Source organism: Sphingomonas soli NBRC 100801 (genome assembly GCF_001591025.1).
Taxonomy (GTDB): Bacteria; Pseudomonadota; Alphaproteobacteria; order Sphingomonadales; family Sphingomonadaceae; genus Sphingomonas; species Sphingomonas soli.
Window position 1 is genome coordinate 167,269 of record NZ_BCTZ01000001.1, and the last position, 24,032, is coordinate 191,300.

The 24,032-nt window shown below is 64.5% G+C and carries 22 protein-coding genes and 1 tRNA gene; 11 read left to right on the top strand and 12 right to left on the bottom strand.

Annotation, left to right across the window (positions count from 1 at the left end):
- Positions 1-2: 2 nt before the first annotated feature.
- Positions 3-950: an acetyl-CoA carboxylase carboxyltransferase subunit alpha gene (locus tag SSO01S_RS00835; protein ID WP_066793725.1), complete on the top strand. Its 948-nt coding sequence runs from the start codon at positions 3-5 to the stop codon at positions 948-950.
- 297 nt (positions 951-1,247) lie between these two features.
- Here SSO01S_RS00835 and SSO01S_RS00840 read toward each other — a convergent pair whose 3' ends face one another.
- Together SSO01S_RS00840 and SSO01S_RS00845 are read right to left on the bottom strand one after the other, a co-directional pair.
- Positions 1,248-1,415, bottom strand: coding sequence for a Flp family type IVb pilin (locus SSO01S_RS00840; RefSeq protein WP_066793728.1), 168 nt, complete (start codon positions 1,413-1,415; stop codon positions 1,248-1,250).
- Between the two features lie 131 nt (positions 1,416-1,546).
- Positions 1,547-1,711, bottom strand: coding sequence for a Flp family type IVb pilin (locus SSO01S_RS00845; protein WP_083942751.1), 165 nt, complete (start codon positions 1,709-1,711; stop codon positions 1,547-1,549).
- Between the two features lie 85 nt (positions 1,712-1,796).
- Here SSO01S_RS00845 and SSO01S_RS00850 point away from each other — a divergent pair, with 85 nt between their 5' ends.
- Positions 1,797-2,198 (top strand): (deoxy)nucleoside triphosphate pyrophosphohydrolase, encoded by a 402-nt coding sequence (locus SSO01S_RS00850; protein WP_066793731.1) that lies wholly within the window; start codon positions 1,797-1,799, stop codon positions 2,196-2,198.
- Here SSO01S_RS00850 and SSO01S_RS00855 read toward each other — a convergent pair.
- Positions 2,170-3,015, bottom strand: a complete 846-nt coding sequence (locus tag SSO01S_RS00855; RefSeq protein ID WP_066793734.1) for a methyltransferase domain-containing protein — start codon at positions 3,013-3,015, stop codon at positions 2,170-2,172. The two genes, SSO01S_RS00850 and SSO01S_RS00855, sit on opposite strands and share 29 nt — an antisense overlap.
- 50 nt (positions 3,016-3,065) lie before the next feature.
- On the opposite strand from SSO01S_RS00855, the gene SSO01S_RS00860 reads away from it, so the two are divergent.
- From SSO01S_RS00860 to SSO01S_RS00880, 5 genes are all read left to right on the top strand, one after another.
- Positions 3,066-3,785 carry a ComF family protein gene (locus SSO01S_RS00860; RefSeq protein WP_066794239.1) on the top strand — a complete coding sequence of 240 codons (720 nt, stop codon included), beginning with the start codon at positions 3,066-3,068 and terminating at the stop codon, positions 3,783-3,785.
- 34 nt (positions 3,786-3,819) lie between these two features.
- On the top strand, positions 3,820-4,077 hold the full coding sequence (gene grxC, locus SSO01S_RS00865) for a glutaredoxin 3 (RefSeq protein ID WP_066793736.1): 258 nt from the start codon (positions 3,820-3,822) through the stop codon (positions 4,075-4,077).
- Positions 4,074-4,898 (top strand): carbon-nitrogen hydrolase family protein, encoded by an 825-nt coding sequence (locus SSO01S_RS00870; RefSeq protein WP_066793738.1) that lies wholly within the window; start codon positions 4,074-4,076, stop codon positions 4,896-4,898. The genes grxC and SSO01S_RS00870 overlap by 4 nt, the downstream gene beginning before the upstream one ends.
- Positions 4,895-5,323, top strand: coding sequence for a DUF1178 family protein (locus tag SSO01S_RS00875; protein ID WP_066793740.1), 429 nt, complete (start codon positions 4,895-4,897; stop codon positions 5,321-5,323). The genes SSO01S_RS00870 and SSO01S_RS00875 overlap by 4 nt, the downstream gene beginning before the upstream one ends.
- Positions 5,324-5,358: 35 nt before the next feature.
- Positions 5,359-5,435 (top strand) — tRNA-Arg (locus SSO01S_RS00880).
- 36 nt (positions 5,436-5,471) lie between these two features.
- On the opposite strand, the gene SSO01S_RS00885 is transcribed toward SSO01S_RS00880, so the two are convergent.
- The 5 genes from SSO01S_RS00885 to SSO01S_RS00905 are packed head-to-tail and all read right to left on the bottom strand — an operon-like array spanning position 5,472 to position 12,960.
- Complete coding sequence (locus tag SSO01S_RS00885; protein WP_066793748.1) at positions 5,472-6,461, bottom strand: alpha/beta hydrolase; 990 nt, start codon at positions 6,459-6,461, stop codon at positions 5,472-5,474.
- Between the two features lie 11 nt (positions 6,462-6,472).
- Complete coding sequence (locus SSO01S_RS00890; RefSeq protein ID WP_157073568.1) at positions 6,473-7,237, bottom strand: hypothetical protein; 765 nt, start codon at positions 7,235-7,237, stop codon at positions 6,473-6,475.
- Positions 7,237-8,712, bottom strand: a complete 1,476-nt coding sequence (locus SSO01S_RS00895) for a hypothetical protein (protein ID WP_245646539.1) — start codon at positions 8,710-8,712, stop codon at positions 7,237-7,239. Before SSO01S_RS00895 ends, SSO01S_RS00890 begins: the two co-directional genes overlap by 1 nt.
- 35 nt (positions 8,713-8,747) lie before the next feature.
- Positions 8,748-11,453 (bottom strand): TonB-dependent receptor plug domain-containing protein, encoded by a 2,706-nt coding sequence (locus tag SSO01S_RS00900; RefSeq protein WP_066793754.1) that lies wholly within the window; start codon positions 11,451-11,453, stop codon positions 8,748-8,750.
- Between the two features lie 28 nt (positions 11,454-11,481).
- Entirely contained in the window at positions 11,482-12,960 is a 1,479-nt protein-coding gene (locus SSO01S_RS00905) for a carotenoid oxygenase family protein (RefSeq protein WP_169798293.1), read from the bottom strand.
- A 215-nt stretch (positions 12,961-13,175) separates the two neighbouring features.
- On the opposite strand from SSO01S_RS00905, the gene SSO01S_RS00910 reads away from it, so the two are divergent.
- The 4 genes from SSO01S_RS00910 to SSO01S_RS17070 are packed head-to-tail and all read left to right on the top strand — an operon-like array spanning position 13,176 to position 17,836.
- Positions 13,176-14,333 (top strand): 2-hydroxyacyl-CoA dehydratase subunit D, encoded by a 1,158-nt coding sequence (locus SSO01S_RS00910; RefSeq protein WP_066793761.1) that lies wholly within the window; start codon positions 13,176-13,178, stop codon positions 14,331-14,333.
- Entirely contained in the window at positions 14,330-15,628 is a 1,299-nt protein-coding gene (locus tag SSO01S_RS00915) for a 2-hydroxyacyl-CoA dehydratase family protein (RefSeq protein WP_066793764.1), read from the top strand. The genes SSO01S_RS00910 and SSO01S_RS00915 overlap by 4 nt, the downstream gene beginning before the upstream one ends.
- A 5-nt stretch (positions 15,629-15,633) precedes the next feature.
- Positions 15,634-16,839 (top strand): CaiB/BaiF CoA transferase family protein, encoded by a 1,206-nt coding sequence (locus SSO01S_RS00920; RefSeq protein ID WP_066793767.1) that lies wholly within the window; start codon positions 15,634-15,636, stop codon positions 16,837-16,839.
- Between the two features lie 37 nt (positions 16,840-16,876).
- On the top strand, positions 16,877-17,836 hold the full coding sequence (locus SSO01S_RS17070; RefSeq protein WP_083942753.1) for a PaaX family transcriptional regulator: 960 nt from the start codon (positions 16,877-16,879) through the stop codon (positions 17,834-17,836).
- Here SSO01S_RS17070 and SSO01S_RS00930 read toward each other — a convergent pair.
- From SSO01S_RS00930 to SSO01S_RS00945, 4 genes are read right to left on the bottom strand one after another with little or no spacing between them, the layout of a single operon-like run.
- Positions 17,751-19,097, bottom strand: coding sequence for an MFS transporter (locus SSO01S_RS00930; protein WP_066793775.1), 1,347 nt, complete (start codon positions 19,095-19,097; stop codon positions 17,751-17,753). The two genes, SSO01S_RS17070 and SSO01S_RS00930, sit on opposite strands and share 86 nt — an antisense overlap.
- A 22-nt stretch (positions 19,098-19,119) precedes the next feature.
- Positions 19,120-21,648, bottom strand: coding sequence for a pyruvate formate lyase family protein (locus SSO01S_RS00935; protein ID WP_439646549.1), 2,529 nt, complete (start codon positions 21,646-21,648; stop codon positions 19,120-19,122).
- Complete coding sequence (locus tag SSO01S_RS00940; protein ID WP_066793780.1) at positions 21,569-22,336, bottom strand: OmpA family protein; 768 nt, start codon at positions 22,334-22,336, stop codon at positions 21,569-21,571. Before SSO01S_RS00940 ends, SSO01S_RS00935 begins: the two co-directional genes overlap by 80 nt.
- Entirely contained in the window at positions 22,336-23,928 is a 1,593-nt protein-coding gene (locus SSO01S_RS00945; RefSeq protein ID WP_157073569.1) for a hypothetical protein, read from the bottom strand. Before SSO01S_RS00945 ends, SSO01S_RS00940 begins: the two co-directional genes overlap by 1 nt.
- Positions 23,929-24,032: the final 104 nt, after the last annotated feature.

Here is a 24,032-nt window from a genome sequence, read left to right on the forward strand (position 1 = left end):
CGATGACCACTTTCCTCGATTTCGAAAAGCCGATCGCCGAGCTGCAGAGCCGTATCGACGAGCTTCGCCAGACCGCCGAGGGCGGTGAGGTCGACATTGATGCCGAGATCGGGCCGCTTCAGGCAAAGTCCGACAAGCTGCTGCGCGACACCTATGCGAAGCTGACGCCGTGGCAGAAGACCCAGGTCGCGCGGCATCCCGAGCGCCCGCATTTCAAGCATTATGTCGCGGCGCTGATCGAAGACTTCATGCCGCTGGGCGGCGACCGCGCATTCGCCGACGATTCGGCGATCATCGGCGGGCTGGGTCGCTTTCGCGGACGCCGCGTAATGGTGATCGGCCACGAAAAGGGCGACGATACCGCCAGCCGGCTCAAGCATAATTTCGGCATGGGCAAGCCTGAAGGCTATCGCAAGGCGATCCGCCTGATGCAGCTTGCCGACAAATTCGGCATTCCAGTGATCACTTTGGTCGATACGTCGGGTGCATTTCCCGGTGTGCAGGCCGAAGAGCGCGGCCAGGCGGAAGCAATCGCGCGCTCGACCGAGCAGTGCCTCAATCTGGGTGTGCCGCTAGTCGCGGCGATCCTGGGCGAAGGCGGTTCCGGCGGCGCTGTGGCGCTGGCCGCTGGCAACGTCGTGCTGATGATGGAGCATGCGGTCTATTCGGTGATCTCGCCCGAAGGCTGCGCGTCGATCCTGTGGCGCACGGCGGACAAGGCAGCCGACGCAGCCGAAGCGATGAAGGTGACCGCGCAGCATCAGAAGGATCTGGGCGTGATCGACGAGATCGTGAGCGAGCCGCTGGGCGGGGCGCATCGCGAGCCGGGTGCGGCGATCGGCGCACTGGGCGATGCGATCGAGCGCGCGCTTGCCGATATGGACAGCCTCTCGCCGCAGGAACTGCGTCAGGCGCGCCGGGCGAAATTCCTGGCGATGGGCCGGGTCTAATCCGGGTAGCCGGCGGTGGCTGGTTGTGAACGAACCGATCCCGTACCTGTCACCCCGGGCTCGCCCCGGGGTCCCGCTTCTTTCCCGCCGGCCGGTAAGGCTTTCGGCACTCTGGACAAGCCAAGCCCCGCAAGAATTAGCGGGACCCCGGGTCAAGCCCGGGGTGACGAAGAAAAATCATCGTATCTTCTGCTTGCCGACCGACGGTCTACGCGCGCCTGCTGCACCCGAGCGGGCACGAAAAAGGGCGGCGAAACCGAGGTTTCGCCGCCCTTCCTTCGTTCGTTTCGTAAAGGCTTACGAAGCCTTCATGTTCGACGACACGTTGCCGAAGGTCTTGTTGAGCTGGTTGCCCAGACCCTGCATCGCGGCGATGGCGGCGACGGCGATCAGCGCGGCGATGAGGCCGTACTCGATTGCGGTGGCGCCCTTGGAATTCTTCAGGAAGTTACGAATCTTCTGCATTACCGGTCTCCAACGTTTGTCGTGTGCTTCATTCCCGACCGCGCCGGAAAACCGTTGCGGCACGTTGGAAGCTAATCCCCGTAAGTAAATAAACGGCTAAAGCGGACCATTACGAAGCCGTTACGACGAGATTATCGTGCGGCCTGGACCTTGGTGCTGAGATTGCCCCAGAGCGAGGATGTGCTTCCGCTGAGCTCGTTCAGCCCGACCATCAGCGCCATCACGACCAATGCGAGGATAAGACCATATTCCACCGCGGTTGCGGCGCGGCGGTCGGCTATCACCCTAATGATCATTTGTGCCAGGGCTCGCATGGCCGACACTTCTCCCCGAAGATGTTCGCAGTAATACAGAAAGATCCTTAACCGAGTGCTTAAGAACATGTCTGACTTGTTGCTGGTGGTGGCGGCGGCCCTGATCGACGGCGACGGACGCGTTCTCGTCCAGCAGCGCCCGCCCGGCAAGCCGATGGCGGGGCTGTGGGAATTCCCCGGCGGCAAGGTGGAGCCTGACGAGGTTCCGGAGGCCGCTCTGGTGCGTGAACTGGAAGAGGAACTCGGTATTTTCTTTGACGGGCAAGCGCTGACCCCGCTCACCTTTGCGAGCGAATCGCTGGGCGATCGGCATCTGATCCTGATGCTTTACACGCTGCGCGGCTGGGAGGGCGTGCCCGAGCCGCGGCATGCGACTGCTTTGCGCTGGGTACGGCCCGCCGAATTGCGGGCGTTGGCAATGCCGCCCGCCGATCAGCCCTTTATTGCGGTTCTTGAGGCTTTGACTTGAGCGCTTCGGCCAGCGACGTCGTAGCGCTGCCGCGTTTTGCGGGTTTGGGCTGCGATGCGTCGGGCGCCCAGCCGGTGAGATAGACGATCTCGAAACGCTCGGCGGTGCGGCCATCTCTATCGGCGCGCGCGGCGAACTCCTGCGCAGCGCGCGCCAGGGTTTCGCGGGTGAGCGGGGGCGTGCCCGGCAGCAGGTTGGTCGCCGCCATGCCGCGCAGATCGCGGAACAGGCCGAAGATGCTGGCATAGCGCACCGTCAGCGTCTCCACGTCCGAGACGGGGAGTGCGAAGCCCGCGCGCGAGAGAAGGTCTCCCGCCGCACGTACATCGATCTGGGGGTGGAAACGTGCGGCGGGGCGGTCGGCTTCCGCAGCCATGAAACAGGCGCGCAGCGTGGCGAGCGTTCCCGCGCCCAGGAAGGCGCCCAGAAACAGGCCATCGGGCTTGAGCGCGCGGCGGGCGAGGGCGAGCGCGCCGGGCACGTCGTTCACCGAATCGAGCACCCCGGCGGAGACGATCAGGTCGAAGCGTGCGTCGGGGAAATGGGGAAGGTCCTCCTCGCCCTGCACGCCGCCCGATGACCAGACACGCCCTGCATCCAGCCGCGTGATCTCTGCCCCGGGCAGTTCGAAGCCTCCGCCGAAGCTGCCGAGATCGAGCACCTGGCGGAATTGCCGGTTCACGCCCTCCAGCCGTTCCACAATCCCTTCGAGCATATGATCGCGGACGAAGCTCTCATAGCTTCGCGCCGCGCGATCGCGCCGCTTGCGGCGGAGCGCGCGGTCAAAGATCTCTGCGGGCGATTCGGGCTCGGGCATCCGCCGCGCTTGTGCAGCGCGCGCGGGCGGGGGACAAGGGAGCCGTGCTGATGACTCCGTTCGCCCGGCTCGCCGATCTCGCGCTACCGCCCCGTTGCCCGGGATGCGGCGAAATCACGCAGCACGATCATCGCTTCTGCACGCGCTGCTGGAGCAGCCTGCGCTTTCTCGGGCCGCCCTGGTGTGCGCTTTGCCACGCGCCGTTCGAGTATGATCGGGGGGAAGGTGCCGCATGCGGCGAGTGCATGGCGAATCCGCCGGTGCATTCGGGCGTTCGCGCGGCGGTGGCCTATGGCGAGGTTGCGCGCGCCGTGGCGCTCAAGCTCAAATATTCGGGGCGGCTGGCCTGTGCGGAGACGATGGCGGGCGCGATGGCGCGGCTGATGCCCGAAGGAGCCGATCTGCTGGTCCCGGTGCCCTTGCATCGCTGGCGGATATGGAGGCGCGGTTTCAATCAGGCGGCGCTGATCGCGAAGTCATTGTCAAAGATGCACGATGTGCCCGTCGATGCCGAACTGTTGCGGCGCGTGAAGGCGACGCCGGTCTTGCGCGGGCTGGGACATAATGGTCGGGCCAAGGCGGTGGCCGGTGCCTTTGCGCTGCGGGGGGACGCGGAAAGCCTGAGGGGCAAGACGATCGTGCTGGTAGATGATGTGCATACCAGCGGCGCGACGGCAAATGCCTGCACCCGCGTGCTCAAGCGCGGCGGTGCGGAAAAAGTGGTCCTTCTGTGCTGGGCGCGCGTTCTGGGGGATGCGCCACTGGATTGACAAGCAGCGGCACGCACCACAATTCGAGGACCTTATGGCCAAGATCGAAATCTACACCAAAGCGTTTTGCCCCTATTGCTCGCGCGCCACGGCGCTGCTCAGCAGCAAGGGTGCCGAATTTGAGGAAATCGACCTCACGATGGGCGGCCCACGGCGCGCCGAGATGATCCAGCGCGCGGGCGGCCGCACCACGGTTCCGCAGATCTTTATCGACGGCAAGCATATCGGCGGATCGGACGATCTCGCCGCGCTGGAGCGCGAGGGCGGGCTGGACCCATTGCTCGCCGCATGACGCGCGCGGCTTTGCTCCAGATGACGAGCGGGATCGATCCCGCTGCCAACGCCCGCACGTTGGTGCAGGGCGTGGAGCAAGCGGCCGCGGGTGGCGCGGCGATGCTCTTCACGCCGGAAATGTCCGGGCTGATCGATCGCGACAGGAACCGCGCGGCGGCTTCGCTGGCGCATGAAGGCGATGACCGCGTGCTCGCGGCGGTGCGAGAGGCGGCGGCGAAGGCGGGCATCTGGCTGCATCTGGGCAGCCTCGCGATCCTTCGCGACGACGGCAAGCTGGCCAACCGGGGCTATGTGATCGACGGCACCGGCGCGATCCGCGCCCGATATGACAAGATGCACCTGTTCGATGTCGACCTGCCGACCGGCGAGAGTTGGCGCGAATCGAACAGCTATGCGCGCGGCGAACGCGCAGTGACGGTGCAGACGCCGCTGGGCGTGCTGGGGCTCGCCATCTGCTACGACCTGCGTTTCCCCGATCTGTTTCGCGCGCTCAGCGATGCGGGAGCGACGTTGCTGTCGATCCCGGCCGCCTTCACCCGGCCAACCGGCGCGGCGCATTGGCATGTGCTGATGCGCGCTCGCGCGATCGAGGCGGGGGCGTTCGTGATCGCAGCGGCGCAGACGGGCGTGCATGAGGATGGCCGCGCCACCTATGGCCATTCGCTGGTGAGCGATCCGTGGGGGGAAATCGTGCTCGACATGGGTGAACCTGCCGGGCTGGCCTTTGCCGAGATCGATCAGGCACGGGTGGAGGATGCGCGCGCGCGCATACCGGTGCTCCAGCATCGTCGGGCCATCCCAGAGGTGGAAGCGCTGTGATCGTCTTCGACCTTCGTTGTGCGCGACATCACGTGTTTGAGGCGTGGTTCGGATCGAGCGTTGCCTATGAGGAGCAGAATGCAGCCGGACTGGTCGTCTGCCCGATCTGCGGCAATGCCGAGATCGAGAAAGCCGTGATGGCGCCCAACGTGGGCGCGAAGGGAAATCAGGGCCCAGCGGTTCCCGCCGAGGCACTGAAGGCCGCAATCTCCGCGCTTGCCGCCGCGCAGAGCAAGGCGCTGGAAAACTCCACCTGGGTGGGCACCGCTTTCGCCGACACGGCGCGCTCGATGCATCTGGGCGAGGCGCCGGTTATGCCGATTCACGGCCAGGCCACCGCCGATGAGGCCAAGGCGCTGGTTGATGAAGGCGTGCCCGTCGCGCCCTTGCCGCTTCCGGTAGTTCCGCCCGAGACGTGCAATTGACCCTGTCAGCGCCGCTCATTACGAGCGGCAGCGGCGGCCCCGTAGCTCAGCAGGATAGAGCAAGCGATTCCTAATCGAGAGGTCGGAGGTTCGAATCCTCTCGGGGCCACCAATCTCCCTTCGCCAGCCCGCAGCAGCGCTGCGACGTTCAGAAGGCCTTGCGGCCCACAGTCCAGGCCGGATCCTTGCACAGGCGGCAATCGGCCCCGCCGAACCATTTTGCCGCCTCTTCGTCGCCCTTAAGCTGCCAGTTCAGCCACCATGCGCCGACACGGCCCCATTCGCCGCCGTTCGTGTCCGCCCAGAACGTGCCGGTATGCCCTACCGGCAGCTCGCCAAAGAATACCGGCACGTGCTTGATCCGCTCGGCATTGTCGGCGGCGGGCAGGTGGCCGACATCGCCGGGGCCGCCAGCGAAATAGGCGATCGGCCCGCGGATCTTCTGCAACGCCTCTTTCTTCAGCGCGATCTTGCGCTCCGGGCGTGGTCCGTCGCGCTCAAGCACGCCTGCGTTGAACGAGACGGTGGTCTTGACGCGCGGGTCTGCCGAGGTGGCGATCGCCTGAACCGCGCCGCAGCTATGCCCCATCACCGCGATCCGGCTGGTATCGATGCGCTGGTGGAACGCGCTTCCCTCGCGCGCCGTCTCGCGGGTCGCCCAGTCTATGGCGTCCAGCATCTCGGTATATTCGGTCTCGTCATTGCCGGGCATATAGCCTGGCCGCGGGCCGGCATCGGGACTTGTCGGGCCGCGCACGCCCATTTCCGTACCGGGGCGTCCCAGCGCGATGACGAAATAGCCGTGCGACGCGATCTCGCGCAGGAACATCGCGTAGCGCAGCCCGTGGTTCCGGCACCCGCCATTGCCCCAGATAACCAGCGGCATGGCTTCTGCGGGCAGGCGTTCCGGGCGATAGAGCGTGTGCGTCTCAAGCGAAGCATCGAGCTGCGCAATCGCGGGCCATTTGCCCGTACCGGATGCCGAGCCGATCGGCCCCGGCGCCTGCGCGGTGGGTGCCGCTTGGGCGGTCGCTTCCTGGGCAAGCGCCGACCCCGCCAGCATCGACACCGCCGCCGCCAGCCCGGCCATCGCGAAGCGCATCGACGTATGGCGCGAGTGCACGGTCCGGCGGTTCATGGCGCTAGCTCCTAGGGTGTTACGGTGATCACCGCGCGACGGCGTGAAGGATCGTCGATTCCGTTCGCGGGCATCGGGGTTTCGGAGGCCAGGTGCTCGATACGCTCGCGATCCGCGCCGAGATCGACCAGGATTTCAACGATCCGCTCGGCACGGTCCGTTGCGATGGCATCGCGTTCGACGATCGTCGTGCCGTCGGAGAGCAGCGACGCGCCGCGTGTGGTTTCAATGCGAATGCGCCCGTTGCTCGCGCGTGCGTAGCGCAACGCTTCCTCCAGCCGATTGGTGTTGCGCCGCGCCAGGAAGATGCTGTCGAACTCAAATCCGAGCACGAACTGCTTCTCCACAAAGGGAGCCTGCGGTTCGGGGGGGCGCGGTGCCGGCGCGTGCGGGCGCACCGCCGGGCCCGGCCCGCGTGGAGAGACGGGGGACTCGTACTCCCCGGCCGGAAGGATCGTGCTACAGGACAGGTCGATCTCGGGCATCACCGAAACGCTCAGATTCTCGAGCGGTACGCCGCCGCAGACGCGCGGGCCTTTGCCCACCGTCGCTTCGATCAGCGCGCGATGCTTGAGCTGCGGCGAATAGAAGCTCGCCGCGCTGTCTCCCTGCGGGCCCAGATAATAGGTCTCCCCATTCCAATCCGCGAGCCAGCAGGGAAGGTGGGTGTCGCGCAGCACCGGGCAGGCAACGAAGCTCACACGTTTCGCAGACTGGGCATAAGCGGCCTGCGAAACAGACAGCGCGGCAAGCAACACGGCCCTACCCCAGCGCATCACAATGCCCCCATGAAATTGGTGAGATCCTCTTTTTCCTGCTCCGTAAGCTTCATTTCGAAGCGGCGATCGTAGAAATCGACGACCGCACGCAGATCGCGGGCGGAACCGTTGGCGAAATAGGGCGCGCGTGCCGCAAGTCCGCGCATCTGTTGCAGCGTGATCGCCCCGACATCGACGCACTTGCCGGTGATCAGCGCGCGGCCCGGATCGGTCGTGTGGATAACCCGGCCGAGATACGGATGCGGCGCTGCCTTGGGCGAACACGTTACCTTGAACAGCGGCAGATCGTCGGTGCGCTCGGCCCAGGGCAGGGTGTTGGTGCCCAGATCCATCCAGCCGGGAGCGCCATCGATCCCGACATGCTGCATGTTGTGGCACGTGGCGCACGTGCGCTTGATCGGATTGCCCATGCCGATGATCGTGTTCAGATGCGTCACGTCACGAATGTAGAACGGGCGCATCATGAAGATCTCTTCGCCGCGCGCGACCGAGGCGCGGAACGCCTTTTCCTGCTTCGTGCCTTCGGGCGATTTCCACGCCTCGAAATAGGGGAAGACGCGCCGCTCGATAAAGTCACCGAGCAGCGGCTTGCCCTCCAGGATCGACTGCACGCCTGCGGTTGCACCTGCCGCGTCCAACCTGCCGACGCGACGATTTTCCGTCGCCGCCATGTAGAGGCCGCTGGTGAACTCTTCGATTTGACCCAGTTGCGCCTGAGTCATCTTGCGCGTGGCACCGAGATGGACCGACGCGGCATCCTCTGCCTGGCTCTTCAGGGTAAGCAGCCGTGCGTCGGACATCAGGTTCATGCTGGTGCGCTTCCCCGAAGCAGCATCGAGCGTGACCGGATAGCCGGTCTTGATATTGAACAGGTTGGGGACTGTCAGAATATAGCGGAGGTTGGCGACGGGCCGGGGACGGCGGAAGACCGAGATCGTCGGCGACGCGCTGTTCATCCCATAGGTCTTGTCGAGATTGCATCCCGTCGGGTCGCGGACGACCTCGATCTTGATCTCCGGCTCGCCCTTGATGCTCTTCGATGGCCAGGGGAGGGGAATCCGGATCAGGCCGCGTTCCAGCAGCAGCGAGTGCGAACGCGGATCTTCGGGCTTCAGGTTCGCGCAATTGGCACCGTCCGTCATCGCGAACAGCGGATCCTTGCCGCCGGTTGCCGCCCATTGACGCTGCGCGGTAGCGGCCGACAGGCTCATGCCGTCGGCAGGCTGGTGGCAAGTGACGCATGCCCGGCCATTCTCGCCGAGCGGCTGGAAAAACGGGTGTGTGCCGACGTCGATGGGCTTCGACGTCCGCAGGATCGATACTACCGAGGTATCGTTGGGATAGGAGAGCAGTTCGGGCCATTCCCGCTGCTCGCCCGGACTCCACCAGCGATCCGGCGTGGGCGCGGCCTGCCGGGCGCCGGCGGAGAACAGGGTTCCGCTGAAGACAAATGCCGACCCGAGAAGCAGCAACGCTCCACCGCGGCCTCTCGGGTCGAACATTCTCATCAGAACTTGATGCGTGCGCCGACCTGGATCAGGCGGCCGACAAGGCTGGCCTTTTCCGGATCGAAAGCGAGCGTGCCGTTGAACACAACCGGCGGCGCACTGTCGAAAACGTTGCTGGCGTCAACCATCAAGGTCAGGCCCTTGACCAGCGCGCTCGCGTCATAGCGAAGCGCAAGGTCGAAGGTCGCGTAAGCCGGGATCTTCTGAACCGGAGCAACCGAATCGTTGGTGTAGCTGCTCACGAAGTTCGCAACGCCGGTGGCGCTGAAGCCGCCGCTTGCCCAGCCAGCTTCCGCCCGGCCCTGGAACTTGACCGGATAGTTGATCCGACCCGAGAAATCGACGAGCGGGTCGGTTCGCGTGAACTTCTGCTTGTAGTTGAAGGTGTACACAGCGCTTCCGGCGATGTGCCAGTTGGTGTTGGTGCCCCAGCCATAGCGAGCGTTGAATTCCAGGCCGTCGGTCTGCAGCTGTCCGATATTCTTCGGACGGCCATCGACGATCGCGAGGATGTTGGCCGGGTTTTCCTGCACGCCCGTATATTCGGGGCGGCTGAGGTACGACGTGACCAACGCTGCCGAAGGATTGCGGATGATATAGTCGGTGAGCAACGCAGCCTTGGTGAGCGGCGAGGTATCGTTGCCCGGGGCGGCGATACGATCGCGATAGTCCACGTTGAAATAGGTGACCGACAGTTCGGAGCCCGGCAGCCACGACGGCTTCAGATCGAAACCGGCCGACCAGGTCGTTGCGGTTTCAGGACGCAGGCCCTCTTGGCCGCTACGAACCCACAAGGTGCGGGTCGTGCCCGTCGGAGACGTGGGATCGACGAAGTTCTGGAGGCTGATCGAAAGGACATTCACCGCCGGAATCGGCGCCGGAGCCTTGAACGACGTGCCATAGCTGCCGCGGATCTTCAGATCGTCGGTGGGCTTCCAGACAATGCCGAACTTGGGGTTCGTGGTGGAGCCGACATCGCTGTAGGAATCATGCCGTGCGGCGAGCGAGAGGCTCAGTTCGCGCAGGCCGGGCATCGAATTGCCCGCGCCGAACACGGGAACATACAATTCTGCATAGCCCGATTTGATCGAACGGGTGGGGACGATCACCGTTTCCTGGAACAGCGTGTTGTTCGCGGTACCGGTATTGGGACGGTTGGCCGAATAAAGCTCAACGTGCTGATAATCGGCACCGACCGCGATCTTCACCGGGCCCGCAGGGAGGTGGAACAGCGATCCGCTCAGCGATGCGCCGGCATTCTTGTGCGTGAACTGACGCACGAAGTCCGTGCGCGCAGCGATCTTGTCGAGCGTCGCGCGGGGCGTGAACGACCCGTCGCCAAAAGGATTGAACGCGGTGGCCGGGTTGGGGTCGGCGAGTGCTGCGGCCAACTGGGCCGAATTGATTGCGTTGGTAAGCGTACGCTCACGATCGCGGCCATAGCTGGCATAGACCGACCCTGACCAGTCACCCCACAGATCCGCATCGATGCTGGCCACGCCGAAGCCGGCGGTGACGCGACCGTCGCGGACAACGGGGCCGTAATCGGCGCTGAAATCATAGAGGACCGAAACGTTCGCAGCAGCGGGATTGGTCGGGTGTACGAAGAACGCATTGGTGCGCGGCACGGTCAGGTTGACAGCGAAGGCGGCGACGCCCTGGGCGCGGATCGCGCGACGGTTCGAATAGAAGCCCTGGAAGTTGAACCGGACGCCATCGGCGATGTCCTGGTTGAAATTGATTGCGGCGGCGCGGCGGCGCTGTTCGGGCAGGATGTCCGCGCCTTCGTTCACGCCGGTCTTGTTGGTCGTGCCGGCGATGAGGCGCGCGGCAGTGAGGCCGACGCCATTCTGGCCGGTGGGGATCGCATAGAATACGTTGCCCACCTGGATGGTGCCGGGGTTCGAGTTGTTGATCCGCCGGTCAACGCCGCCATAGAGCGCGAAATTGTCGGTGAACTGGGCGCGCTTGGACGCTTCAAGATTGTCGCGCAGGCTGACGTCGAAGGCGAACATGATGCCGCCCGTGTCCCAGGTCTTGCCGAGCGCGCCGGTCACGGTCTTCTGATCGAAGCCGTCGGCAAAGCCGTAGCGTGCGGAGAATTCCGCGCCGTCGAACGGATTGCGCAGGAACATGTTGACGACGCCGCCCACGGCTTCCGAACCGTAGATGGCCGAACCGCCATCCGGCATCACTTCGGCGCTGCCGATGGCGGCCGTGGGGATGACCGTCGGATCGAAGCCGCCCGAGCCCGAGGTGGCGCCGACATTGTTGGCGATCGGCAGGCGGCGGCCGTTCAGCAGCACCAGCGTCGCGTCGGTGCCCAGGCCGCGCAGGTTGATGGCGGAACCCGAGCTGATGTTGCCGTTGGCGCCCTGATTGGTGTTCAGGCGGCTGTCGTCAGCGCCCAGGTTGAAGACCTGCGGCAACTGGCGCAGCACTTCGGTGGCGTTGGTTGCGCCGGTGGCCTGAATCGCTTCTTGGCCGATGCTGATGATCGGCGAGCCAGCCGGAGCGACGCCCTTGATGCGCGTACCGGTGACCAGGATTTCGCCCGAATCAAGTGCGGGTTCTTCCTGCTCGGCTGCGCTTGGTGCCGCTACTGCATCCGCATCCGCGGTCTGCGCCCAGGCGGCGGACGAGAAAACGAGCGATGTGGCCATCGCCAGGCAGCTTGCGCTGCGCGTCAGAGTGAAGGTCTTCATTTTTTTCCTCCCGTAATATTCTTGTTTTTCACGCCCCGGCGGGCAGTTCGTTCATCGGCACCCAGTTGCCGTGGATCGCGGCGGCCGAACGGATCGGCAGTCGGGCGATCCCGATCGGGCCCTCGTGCAGCTTTTCAGCATCGAGCACCGCGACTTCGGAGCGGCCTTCCTTGAGCAGGTTGACCACGGAGATCAGATAGCCTTCGCCTTCGCGGGCATCGGCGGATTTGGGGACGAACACCGGCTCCTGCGGCACCACGCCATCGGGCGGCATCCAGCGCGACACGACCTCGCCGGTCTCGACGTCGATGCGGCCCAGCGCCGCGCGCCACGGCCAGGTGGTCGCGGTCGTCTTGTCGTCGTCGAGCCCGATCTGCGGCTCGCCGCTTTCCGAATAGACAAAGAAGCCAACGCGGTAGCGCTTGCCTGCCAGACGGTCGTCAATGCGCGGCATCTCGCCAGGTGCGGGATTGATCACGCGCTCCTGGACTTCGTCCGAACTGCTCGTGAGGTCGCAAGTCCAGCGCGTGAGCGGCGATTTCGCGAGTTCCGGATCGTATGGCTTGCCGTTGATGTCCGGGAAGAAGGGGAAGGTCTGAATGCGGGCGACGCAGCAGTCCATATGGACCTTGCCGTCCTCGCTATAGGCATTCATCACGTGATACATCCACCGCGCCGGGCCCTTGAACCAGCGCACGTCCTCCGCGCTGCCATCGCGCGGCATCACGCCCAGATACATTGGTAGCGATCCGTCCCACGCCCAGATCGGGCCGCCGGCCTTCATGCGATCGAGATCGCCGGTCGTCGGCATCACGGCGAAGATCACATGCTCCTTCGTCACCGCGAAATCATGCATCATGCTGGCGTAGGGCGGCTTGAGCCAAACTTCCTTGGTCACCACGCCATTCTTGTCGGCAATATAGAAAGCCAGATCGTCGGTGGTTTCGCCGGTGGCGTTCGCGCCGAAGAACAGCAGCTCGCCCGTGTCCGGATCGATCTTCGGATGCGCGGTCACGGTCTTGCTGGTGACGCGGCCGTCATAGTCCCAGCGGCCGGTGGTTTCGAGCGTGATCGGGTTCAGCGCGACCGGCAGGCTCTGCTCCTTCAGCGCGAGCAGCTTGCCGCCATGCCAGATGACGTTGGTGTTCGCGGTGCCGCGATCCTTGCCCGCGACGCTGGGATCATCGGTGAAGGGGTTGCGATATGCACCGAACAGTGCGCGACGGGCTTCGCGCTCCAGCTTGAACTTCTCGGTCCGCACATAGCGAATCTTGTAGTCCACATAGCCGTTCTGGAAGCGCAGCATGCTGACCATGCCGTCGCCGTTGATATAGATGTCGTCGCCCAGCAGCGGGGGATATTGATGCTCGGGCCCGCAGCGGAAGAAGCAGCCGTTGAGCGCGGCGGGAATCTCGCCTTCGATTTCCAGATCGTAAATGTCGCACTCGACACGTTGCGGCCGCTGAAAGCCGCTGAAGCTGAACGTATCCGGAAATGGCTTGGTCAAGCTATCCTCCCCTTGGCGCGCCGCGCGGGGCGACGGGCTCAACACCCCGCGGACGAGCGCCGTTCGCGGGACATTTCGTTTGCAATGCGTCGGCATTTGAGAGCCGATCTGATGCAAATCGCTTTACCGCTATTCGACATAGCAATGCAACACTTTTAATTGCGTTCGATCGAATCATAGCATAATCGGCCCGTCGATAGATTTGAGGGGGATGGATGCCGATTGACAGTGTCGCAGCGGCGATGGAGCGGCTGCAGAGTCATTATTCGCTGCGAATCGATCCGCGCAGCCTGGTGCCGAATGGCGTTATCGGATGTCTTGGATTCGATGTTCCCCGGGAGCTAATTCTGGCATGCGGGCTGCGGCCTGTGCGGCTGGCGGGAAATCCGGCCCGACCGACGCCGCATACGGACAAGGTGATGGGCGGGATGGGCGATGGCGAGACGCGCTCGCGCATGGAGCATCTGCTCTCCGGCGAGTTCGGCGCGCTTTCCGGATTGGTCATTAGCCATGACGTAGAGGATCAAGTCAGAATGTTTTATGCGCTGCAGGAGTTGCGGCGTGTAGGGGACCCGCTGGCCGCATCCTTGCCGCAGATTCACTTCTTCGACTTGCTGCACATGAAGTACCGCACCACCTGGCTGTACAATCGCGATCGCATCGCGAGGCTGGCTGATTGGCTGGGCGGGATCGGCACGCCGTTCAGCGACGAATCGCTGGCGCATGCCATTGTCGAGTGCAATCGCAGCAGGACACTGCTTCACCGCTTGCGCGCGTATCGCGGTCCGGCGGAGACCCGTATCCTGGGCAGCGATGCACTCGCCGCGATCGGGGCGTCGTTCAGCATGCCTCCGGTAGCGTATAACCAGACGCTGGAGGCCCTTCTTGAGGGACTAGAGACCGCGCCGGCAATTCCCGGGCCGCGCATCTTCATCACCGGAAGCATCAACGACAGCCCGCTCGTCTATGAAATGATCGAGCACGCCGAGGGGGTAGTGGTGGGGGAGGACCACGACTGGGGTGACCGGGGCTATGACCGGTTGGTCGGCGAAGGGGAGGAGGATCCGCTGGGGGCGCTGGTCGATGCGTACCAGTTCGCGCCGCCGGCATCGGCGAAATTCTCCACCGTGGCGCGCGCCGCATATACCGCGAGCCATGCCAAGGCGACGGGCGCCGAGGCCGTTATCGCAGTGATTCGCCGCAGCGACGACGCCCCCCGCTGGGACATTCCGGCCCAACGCGAGGTGCTGGCGAAGGCCGGCATTCCGCTGCTGCTCGTCGAAGTGGACGGGTATCACGAGGACCAGCAGCGAGCGGCGCAGCCCGCCATCGCCGAGTTCATCGGACAAATTCGAGCAGGAGGCGCACGATGAGCGCGCAGAACACCAGCGCCGCGAACCGCCGCCGCATCAAACTGCCGACCGCAGGCAAAGCCAAGGCCTATCACCGCCAATGGTTCGATTCGCTGCGCGAACAGGTGGGGGAGGGCGGTCCCTTCGCGCTGGCCAGCATCGAGACGCCGTTCGAAATCCTGCGCGCCATGGATATCCCGTTCGTGCCGATCCAGTGGTGGTCGTCGATCGTGTCGGTGAAGCAGAAGGCCCCGGAGTATCTCAATCGCCTGCGCGCCGAGGGATATCCCGACGACCGCGCGCAATATTTCGGGCTGGGCCTGGCTTCGTCTTATGACGAAGATCCCGCGAGCATCCCCTGGGGCGGCTTCCCCAAGCCGACGCTGGTGATGGGCGATCCGCGCGACGACAATCTCGGCAAAATCTACGAGATCTGGGCACGGCGCTATGGCGCAACCTATTTCGAGCGCGAGATGGCGATCTTCGACCCCGAGCCGCGCGCCTGGTGGGACGAAGGGCAGCGTGACTGGGAAGGGCTGTATCCGCCCGAGATCGTCGACATTCTGCTGGAGGAATCCAAGGGGCTGATCCGCCACCTGGAGATGACCACGGGCAAGACGTTCAGCGAGACGCGCTTCCGCCGCGTGCTCGACCTGATCAACGAGCAGGAGGAACATAACCGCCAGGCGCGCGACCTGATCGCGCACTCGGTTCCGGCCCCGATCAGCGTATCCGACAGCTTCACCAGCGTCATGCTGCCGCAATGGCATCGCGGGACCGAGTGGGCGCGTGACGCAGCAGCCGAATTCCACAACGAGATCCGCACTCGCATCGATGATGGCGAGGCGGTGTGCCCGGACGAAGAAATCCGGCTCGGCTGGATCGGCGCCGGCCTGTGGTTCAACGTCGATTTCTACGACGCGTTCATCGATCGCTACAAAGCGGTGTTCGTCTGGTCGATGTATCTGGGGCTGGCCGCCGACGGGTACGCGAAATATGGCAGCGATCCGCTGCGGACGCTCTCTGCCCGCTATGCCGCGTTCAACCAGCATCTGACGATGGAGCCCTGGGGCTCGTCATGGCTGGTCAAGGAAGCGCGGCACAACCAGCTCGACGCGATGATCGGCCTGGGCAGCGGCAATTATTTCGTGGAGCGCGCCTTCCGGGATGCGGGCATCCCGATCCTGTTCATACCCGCCCACAACGTGGACAACCGCAAGTGGGATGGCGAACGGATGCTCGATTATGTGAGCGCCTTTATCGAGAATGAAGTCCGGCCGCGTGCAGAGGCGCGCCGTGCAAGCATGAAGGGTTGAGTGAAGTGACGATCAAGCCGCTCAGCGGGATCAAGGTTCTCGATTGCACGCAGGTGTTCGCGGGTCCGTTCGCGACGTACCAATTGGCACTGCTGGGTGCGGAGATCATCAAGGTCGAACCGATCGGCCGGGGCGATACCCTGCGCGGCTATTACCACGGGAGCGGCGCGGGCAATCAGATGAGCGGCTCCTTCGTAGCGATCAATTCGGGCAAGCGCTCGATCGCGCTCGACATCAAATCGGAAGAGGGCAAGCGCATCTTCCGCGCGCTGGTGGCGGCAAGCGACGTGCTGGTCGAGAATTTCCGGTCCGGCGTGATGGAGCGGCTGGGCTTTGGCTGGGACGATTGCCGCAGCATCAACCCGAAGCTGATCTATGCAAGCCTGTCAGGCTATGGCGCGACGGGGCCGAACGCTTCGCATCCGGCGCTCGATCATATCATCCAGGCCGCTTCGGGCATGATGTCGCTCAACGGGCAGGCCGATGCCGATCCGGTGAAGGTGGGCTTCCCGGTGATCGACAGCTTTGCGGGCTATGTCGCTGCGTTCGGCGTGATGGCGGCGCTGCTGCAGCGTGGCCATACCGGCGAAGGGCAGCGCGTGGACGTTGGCATGCTCGACGTCGCGATGGTGCTGATGACATCGATGGTGGTGCCGTACCACAACGCGGGCACCGAACCCCCACGGCTGGGCAATCGCGGCTATAGCGGCAGCCCGACCTCAGACCTGTTCCGCACCGGAGATGGAAATATCTCGATCGGTGCGAACGGGCCGGGGCATTTCGAGAAATTGTGCGACGCTATCGGCGCATCGCACATTTATGGCGATCCGCGCTTCGCGACGCCGGCCGCGCGGATCGAGAACACCCCTGCGCTCCGTGCCGAGATCGAAAGCGCGCTTGCCGCCCGCAGCGCGGAAGAATGGGAGCCGGTGATCGCCGCGGCCGGGGTGCCGGCAGCGAAGCTCCGCACGGTATCCGAAGCGCTCGGCAACCCGCAGCTCAAGAGTCGCAGCCTGGTCCAGACCGTGCCGCTGGCGGCGGGCAAGGCCGACCCGGTGACCGTGCTGAACCTGGGCTTCGAGGCAAGCTGGGAGAGTGGGGCGAAGGAGCCTTCGCCGCTGCTGGGCGAGCATAGCGACGCGATCCTCGAGTCGCTTGGCTACGACGCTTCGGCAATTGCGCAATTGCGTACGCTTGGCGTAATCGGTTGAGAGCTGCCCCGCGCGACAACCCCAGCATGAGTATAAAATGCCATCGATCGACATGCCGCGCCCACAGACGGGAAGTCAGCCGCAACGGCTGATCATGACGCTGCTCAGCCATTACTGGGATGATTCGGAAGAATTCATCCCGCCGGCTGCGATCATCAGGCTGTTGGAAGATTTCGATATCACCGCGCTGAGCACGCGCGCGGCATTACGGCGGCTGGTGCAGCGGGGCGCGCTGGAAAACGCGCCGTCCGGGCGGCGGCGCGGGGTGCGGCTGCCCGAGCATTACAAGAAAAGCATGGCAAGGACCCGTGAGCGGCTGCGGCTGCTGGGCCCGGGCGCGCCCCCTTGGGACGGGCTGTGGACGGTGGCGATGTTCTCGCTGCCCGAGGCTGATCGCGACGTTCGCCATGCCGCGAAGTCGCGGCTTCAGTGGATCGGCCTGGCGCCCCTGTTCGACGGATTCTGGGTCACGTCGCTCGACCTGGCCGACGCAGTGAAGGGGATATTCGAGGATCTGGGCATCACCGAATTCCTGGTGATGCGCGCGAGCGCGATCCCGGGGGGACGGCAACCGGCCAGTGCATGGAATTTCGACGACGCGCGCAACAATTACCTGCGCTTCATCGACCAGTTCGCGCCGCTGCGCGAGCGGGTCCGCTCGGGATCGGTAGGCGCGCAGGAAGCGCTGCTGGAGCGCACCAACCTGATGAACGAATGGCGCATCGTGCGGCATTCCGACCCGTTGCTTCCGGCCGAATTGCTTCCGGCCGACTGGCCCCGCAACGAAGCGCTGGCCCTACTCGAAGAGCTTCACGATTCGCTGGCTCCGCTGGCGATCATCCGTTTCCGCCAGGTGCTGGAGGAAACGGCGGCCGATCTGGTGCAGCAGGCGACGTTCCGCACCTTCCGCTCTAATCCTGCCGGGAAGGCTGATCCGGCAGATCGTAAAGCGCCACAGTCGAGCGAAACGGTGCGCGTGCGAAGCCGAGCAAGGTAATCGCCGCGACGAAGGCGGTGCCCGAGACGAGAGCGATGGATTTGCCGACCGCCGCGTCGTCCGCGAACACATATTGCGTTGCCGACGCCACCACGAGCGGACCGAAGATGCCGGCGGTCAATTGGACCGCCAGCATATAGGTGGCGGCATATTGCGCGCGGATCTGATTGGGCAGCATGCGCGCATGGGCGACGGAAATTGCCAGGATGCCGGTGTTTGCGAACATCACCACGAACACGCCCGCAAAGGCGCTTTGCTGCGACCACCAGAAGGGAAGCATGAGCACGCCGGCCAGCCCGATCATCGCGTAAGCACGCGAGAGGCGCAGTGGCGCATCGAGGCGGCCGGCATGCAGCCCGCGATCGATCCACCATGAATTGAAGGCCATGGTGCAGAGCGCGATGATAATCTGCGCCGAGCCCAGCGTTACGCCGACCGTGCCGGGCGAAACCTGGTGCGTGCGGATCAGGTAGGAGGGATTCCAAGCGTTGAACCCCAGCGCCGCGAAGGCATAGCAGATATAGCCGCCGGCCGTGCAGATGACGGTCATGCGCTGATCGCGGATGAAGCGCAGCACGCGGCCATAGGAAACCTTTTCCGGCACCCCGTCGGCGTCGCGCATCAGGCGCTGACGCTCGGGATCGCGCACGGTGAAGAACAAGAGCGGCCCGATCAGCAGCCCGGGAAGGCCGGCAAGGATGAAGACGAGCTGCCAGGCACGCAGCTCACCCAGAAGCGGGACGCTGACGTTGCCCGTATCCCCGCCCCAGGCGAGGATCAGGCCCCCGCCGGCAAGCGCTCCGGCGCTGCCGAGCAAGCCGCCCAGCGAAACCACGGCCAGCGCCTTTGACAGGTTACGGCGGGCGAAAAGATCCGCCACCATCGACGTGCCGCCCGGTGCCTCCACCGCCTCGCCGATCCCGACGAAGATGCGGGCGGCGAGAAGGTGCATGAACGTCCGCGCGAAGCCGGAAAGCATGGTCGCCAGGCTCCAGACGAGCACGGCGAGGCCGAGGATCTTCGGACGTGACTTCTGATCGACAAGCCGCGCGAGCGGGATGCCGAACAAGGCGAAGCACATGGAGAATGCAAAGCCGCTGAGCAGGCTGAACTGGACATCGGTGATGCCCAGATCGCCCCGTATGTCATCGACAAGGATCGACAGAACGTGGCGGTCCGTCGCTGCCAGCACCGACACCAGGAACAGGATCCCGAGCGTGTAATAGGCCGACCGGTTCCCGGTGCTGTTGCCAGAAGTCATGACATTCCCCTTGTGCGCCGGTTCAGTCGAAGCTGGTGAATTGGGTACGACGGATCAGTTCTTCCTGCACGTGCGGTTCGAGCATCGTGAAATAGACGCTGCACCCGCCGACGCGGACCAGGAGCTCCTTATAGGCTTCCGGATCGGCCTGGGCCGCGCGCATCACCGCATTGTCGATGACGTTGATCTGCAGATGCTTGCCGCCCGCGCGGAAATAATCGCGGATCATCTTCGATCCGGCAGCAAGCCCTTCCTCGCTGTCCATCATCGACGGATGGAGCTTCACGTCCAGCGACGTTGCCTGATAGGCCGACTGATCGATCTTCGCGGCGCTGCGCAGCATGGCCGAGAGCCCGGAGCGATCGAATTCGCGCATCGGCGTCATCGATTCATCGGCCAGGCACTCGCCGGCGCGGCGGCCGTCCGGCGTGGCACCTACCTGCGCGCCGCCGGGCCATTGCGCGGTGCCGATCGAGATCGCCCCGGGGATGCACTTGCCACCATAGGTGGTGCCCAGTTCGGCGGCGCGCTCTGCCCAGAAGCGATAGATCGAGACGGCCTGCTCATCGGCATAATCGTCGTCATTGCCATATTTGGGAGCGGCGAGCGCGAGCTGGTGAATTTCCTGGCCGCGCGGGCCGGCCCAGTCGCTGTTCAACGCCTCGAGCAGCTCCCCGGCGGTGACGACCTTATCGTCGAACACGAGCTTGCGGATCGCGGTGAGCGAATCCGCGACGTTGATCATGCCGATCGGATTGAGAACGTTGCCGTTCTCGAAGGGCAGGGTGCGGTTCAGGATATCACGATCGGCCTGGAGTCCGCCTTCCATCAGCGCGGATTCGAACGGCTGGGGATAGGTTTCGGCGAAGGCGCGCATCGTGATGTTGTTGAACTCGGCCTGCAGGCCGATGAAATGCGCGAGCTGTGTATCGAATGCGGCGCGGAATTCCTCCCACGTCTTGAAATCGGTGAACTTGCCGGTCTTCGGACCCGCCTGCTTGCCGGTGCGCGTGTCGAAACCGTCGTTCAGCGCGAACTGGAGCACCAGCGGGGCGACGAACATCGGATGGGCGACGCTGCGCGACTTGCCCGGCACGTTGATCGCCAGACAGCCGGCGACCGCATAGTTGCGCGCATCCTCGATGCTGACGTCGTGCTGCTGGAGGAAGCCGATGCACGATTCGTCGCTGAGGAAGGCGGGGAGGCCGGTGCCGGCCTGGATCAGCTCCAGCGCCTTGCGCATCAGCGGCTCGGGGGTGCCCTCATGCACGCGCATCGTGAGCGTGTGGTGCGGAACGGGGCAATCGCGGATCGCTTCGAGCACCAGGTAGCTCAGCTCGTTGGTGGCGTCGCTGCCGTCGGCGTTCTGGCCGCCGATCACGCAGTTATGCCACTTGGCCATGCCGCCATATTTGTTGCGATGGGTCTGCGGGGTGGCCGCGACCATCTGCATATCCTTAATGCGCAGCCATTCGAAGATCTCGACGACTTCCTCGTCGGTGATCCGCCCGGCATCGCGATCGGCGCGGTAATAGGGGTAGAGCGTCTGATCTATCCGGCCGAGCGACAGGATGCCTGAAGGCAGGACGAGCAGCAGCAGGAACCAGAGCGACTGGACCGCTTCGCGGAAGGTGCGGGCACCCTCTGCGGGGACGCGCGCGGCCATTTCGGCGAAGGAGAGCAGTTCGGCCTTGCGCGCGGGATCGGTCTCGGCGGCGGCTTCGCGGCTGGCCAGTTCGGCGAAGCGTGCGGCGAAGCGATTGAGCGCCTCATAGGTGATGATGACCGCGTCGAGCAGGTCCTTGCGCTCGACCGCGCCGGCGCTGAGCAGGCGGATCTTGGTGAGCTCCTCGCGCGCTTCGGCGAGAATCGCGTTGGTGCCGTTGGCGAGCACCTTCTCGAACTGGAAAACGCCGATCACCTGGCTGATTTCGTGGCGGACGCCATAGCCGTTGCCGCCCATGCCGCCGGGGCCCCAGCCTTCCTCCTTGTTACGGAAAGGCGGGAGGACCATGCCGAGCTGGGCATAGGGCCACAGGCGCTCGTCGTCATAGAGCGAGGTCATCCGCCGCGTCATGGTGCGGCCGGCCCAATATTCGTTGCTCTCGAGGATGCGGTCGCGCTCCTCGTCGCTCATCTGGAAACCGGCGGCGCGCAGCGTTTCCAGCTCTTCCTTCGGCCAGGGCGCCCAGAGGCAGGTGAGTTCCACGCCGCCGCGCTTCGCCGCCATATTGCCGACGAACAGATCGTCCTCTTCGATGAAGATCGGGATGTTATCGAGGACATGGGCGATGGCGAGCGCGTTGCGCACGACGGTGGGCTTGCCCTCGGTCGACTTGAAGCTCTCGGTAACCAGCGACGCCTTTTCGACGCTCACGGGGAATTTGCCCGTGCGCAGAACGTCGAGGGTCTTCATCAAGCGTTGGATTCTGGGGGTCACGTCTGGTCTTTCCTGTATGCTTGGCCGCGGATCACGGCATTTCGATGCGGATATCGACGCGGCGCTGACGCCAGTCCTGTTCTCCGGTTGCGGTGTGGGAGACGTCCGCAGTGCGGACCGTGATCGCCTCGGGCGCGACGCCCAGCGCGATCAGCACGTCGCGCACCTTTTCGGCGCGCAGCGATGCGATATCCTCAAGCTCGGCGAGCACGCCGCTCTCAAGCCGCACGCCGGCGCGGTAGCCGGTGACGGTCAGGCGCGGCGAGCGCGACGCGATCGCATAGGCCGCGGCATCGCGAAGCTGGTTGATCGTGCGATTGCGAAGCCGCTCGCTATCGAACGGATAGGGCACGGAATATGTCTTTTCGACAAAGGGCGGCGCGGGCGGAGGATCGCGCGGGGCAGGGGGGCCATGGCGCTCGCTCGGCCCCGCGCCACGAAGCGCGGGCGGCGCCTGGAACCCCTGCGCGGGTATGATCTCGTCGCACTCGGGCGATACTTCCGGCATCACCGATACGCGAATGTCGCGCAGCGGCGTGCCGCCGCAAATATCGGGGCCGCCCATGTCATAGCCCTCGACCAGGACACGGTGCTTGAGCTGGGGCGGATAGAATTCCGCCGCAAGATCCTGCTGGACGCCAAGGAAATACAGCTTTCGACCGTCGCTGGAGAGCCAGCAGGGAAGCGCGGTATCGCGCACCACCGGGCAGGCGATGAAGGCGACCGGGCGGCCGGAATCCTGCGCATAGGCCGCAGTGGAGACCGATAGCAGAGCGAGCGAGGCAGCGACCCGGCGCATCACAGCGCACTCAGGAAATTGACGAGATCGCGGCGTTCCTGCTTGGTGTAGCCGATCTTGTACCGCGTATCGTAATAATCGACGATCGCTTCGATCGTCTTTGCCGAGCCGTTCGAGAAATAAGGCGCGCGCGCGGACAGGCCCCGCATCTGCTGAAGCGTGATCGACCCGATATCCGCGCATTTCCCGCTGATCAGCGCGCGCCCCGGATCATGGGTGAACACGACACGGCCAAGATAGGGGTGCGGCCGCGCCTTGGCATGGCAGGTGAGCTTGAACAGCGGCAGATGGGGCATATCCGGCGCGGTCGGCTGGGTGGTGGTGCCCAGATCGATCCAGCCGGGGCCATTATCCATGCCGGTCATCTGTGAATTGTGACACGTCGCGCAGGAACGCTTGATCGGATTGCCAAGGCCGATCGAATTCAGGTTCGCGCTGTCGCGAATCCAGAAGGTGCGCTTGAGGAACAAATCAGAACCACGCGCGACCGACTGCTTGAACGCCGTGACGCTCTTCTTATCCTTTGGCGCTTTCGTGCGCCAGGCGTCGAAATCAAGGAACACTGAATTGTAGAGATTGTCCCCAAGCACGCCGGGCTTGCCGCCGGCCAGCGCAGCAGGGCCGAGCGCCGGAGGCGCCCCAGGAGCCGTATAATTCACCTGCTTCCCTCGCGATTGGGCAAAATAAATGCCCAATTGAAACTCGACCAAGCGGGAAAGGGTCTCCCGGCTCGGTGCGGTCCGCGCCTGGAGGTGAACCAGCGACGCCTCTACCGCCTGAGTGCGCAATGTCGGCTGGCGCGAATCCGACATGATATTTTGGCCGACCTGTTGGCCGGTCTCCGGATCGCGGTCCATCAGCAGGCCGGACTTGATGTTGACCAGCGCCGGAAGCGCCCAGGTAACATATTTCAGATTGCCGACGGGGCGCGGTCGCCGGAACACCGAGATCATCGGATTGGCGCTCTTCAGGCCATAGACCGGATCGAGATTGCAGCCGCTGGGGTCGCGCACGACCTCGATATCGAACTCCGGCTCGACAGGCTTTCCATCGGCGCTGCGACCCGGCCAGGGCAGGAATATCCGGAACAGCCCATGATCGAGCAAAAGCGAATGCGAAGCGCGCTCGCCCTGCGGCAGCGAGGGGCAGTTCGAGCCGTCAACCGCGGCGAAGAGACTGTCGCGGCCGTTGGTAAGGCGCCAGCGGCGCTGCACGGTTTCGACCGATACGCTCATCGCATCCGACGGTTGATGGCAGGTCACGCAGGCGCGGCCATTCTCGCCCAGCGGGGTGAAGAAGGGATGGCCGGCAGTTTCGGTAACCCCGGCGGCAAGGAAGCCGACACTGCCATTGGCGTTCGGATATTCGGCACTGGCGGGCAGGGTGATGGCCGCGCCGGGCTTGATCCAGTGCGGGTCGTTCCCGACGGTGTCCTGCGCTGCCTCCACGGGCGCGACGCGGGCCTGCTCCGCTTGTGAAGGCACGTGCCCCGGCACGACCGGACCGTTGGTCTGCCGGTACGCGCAGCCGATTACGGTAATGCCGAGCGCGCCCACCATCGCCGCCCGACCTAGTTGTTCAAGACTCGGCATCCCCGCCCCTGAATTGTGCTTATTATTCTCCGATCGTGATTAATGTGTATAAAAATGTCAAACGGGATTCGTGCTTCGTGCGGGAAATTGCGATTATTCGCCGC

Excerpts from the sequence above, each read along its gene's own strand:
- SSO01S_RS00845 (WP_083942751.1), bottom strand. The coding sequence starts at position 1,711 with ATGATCATTAGGGTGATAGCCGACCGCCGCGCCGCAACCGCGGTGGAA.
- SSO01S_RS00900 (WP_066793754.1), bottom strand. The coding sequence starts at position 11,453 with ATGAAGACCTTCACTCTGACGCGCAGCGCAAGCTGCCTGGCGATGGCC.
- SSO01S_RS00910 (WP_066793761.1), top strand. The coding sequence starts at position 13,176 with ATGCCGATTGACAGTGTCGCAGCGGCGATGGAGCGGCTGCAGAGTCAT.
- SSO01S_RS00915 (WP_066793764.1), top strand. The coding sequence starts at position 14,330 with ATGAGCGCGCAGAACACCAGCGCCGCGAACCGCCGCCGCATCAAACTG.
- SSO01S_RS00870 (WP_066793738.1), top strand. The coding sequence starts at position 4,074 with ATGACGCGCGCGGCTTTGCTCCAGATGACGAGCGGGATCGATCCCGCT.
- SSO01S_RS00860 (WP_066794239.1), top strand. The coding sequence starts at position 3,066 with ATGACTCCGTTCGCCCGGCTCGCCGATCTCGCGCTACCGCCCCGTTGC.
- SSO01S_RS00940 (WP_066793780.1), bottom strand. The coding sequence starts at position 22,336 with ATGCGCCGGGTCGCTGCCTCGCTCGCTCTGCTATCGGTCTCCACTGCG.
- SSO01S_RS00885 (WP_066793748.1), bottom strand. The coding sequence starts at position 6,461 with ATGAACCGCCGGACCGTGCACTCGCGCCATACGTCGATGCGCTTCGCG.
- SSO01S_RS00840 (WP_066793728.1), bottom strand. The coding sequence starts at position 1,415 with ATGCAGAAGATTCGTAACTTCCTGAAGAATTCCAAGGGCGCCACCGCA.
- SSO01S_RS00835 (WP_066793725.1), top strand. The coding sequence starts at position 3 with ATGACCACTTTCCTCGATTTCGAAAAGCCGATCGCCGAGCTGCAGAGC.
- SSO01S_RS00945 (WP_157073569.1), bottom strand. The coding sequence starts at position 23,928 with ATGCCGAGTCTTGAACAACTAGGTCGGGCGGCGATGGTGGGCGCGCTC.
- SSO01S_RS00850 (WP_066793731.1), top strand. The coding sequence starts at position 1,797 with ATGTCTGACTTGTTGCTGGTGGTGGCGGCGGCCCTGATCGACGGCGAC.
- SSO01S_RS17070 (WP_083942753.1), top strand. The coding sequence starts at position 16,877 with ATGCCATCGATCGACATGCCGCGCCCACAGACGGGAAGTCAGCCGCAA.
- SSO01S_RS00855 (WP_066793734.1), bottom strand. The coding sequence starts at position 3,015 with ATGCCCGAGCCCGAATCGCCCGCAGAGATCTTTGACCGCGCGCTCCGC.
- grxC (WP_066793736.1), top strand. The coding sequence starts at position 3,820 with ATGGCCAAGATCGAAATCTACACCAAAGCGTTTTGCCCCTATTGCTCG.
- SSO01S_RS00930 (WP_066793775.1), bottom strand. The coding sequence starts at position 19,097 with ATGACTTCTGGCAACAGCACCGGGAACCGGTCGGCCTATTACACGCTC.
- SSO01S_RS00890 (WP_157073568.1), bottom strand. The coding sequence starts at position 7,237 with ATGCGCTGGGGTAGGGCCGTGTTGCTTGCCGCGCTGTCTGTTTCGCAG.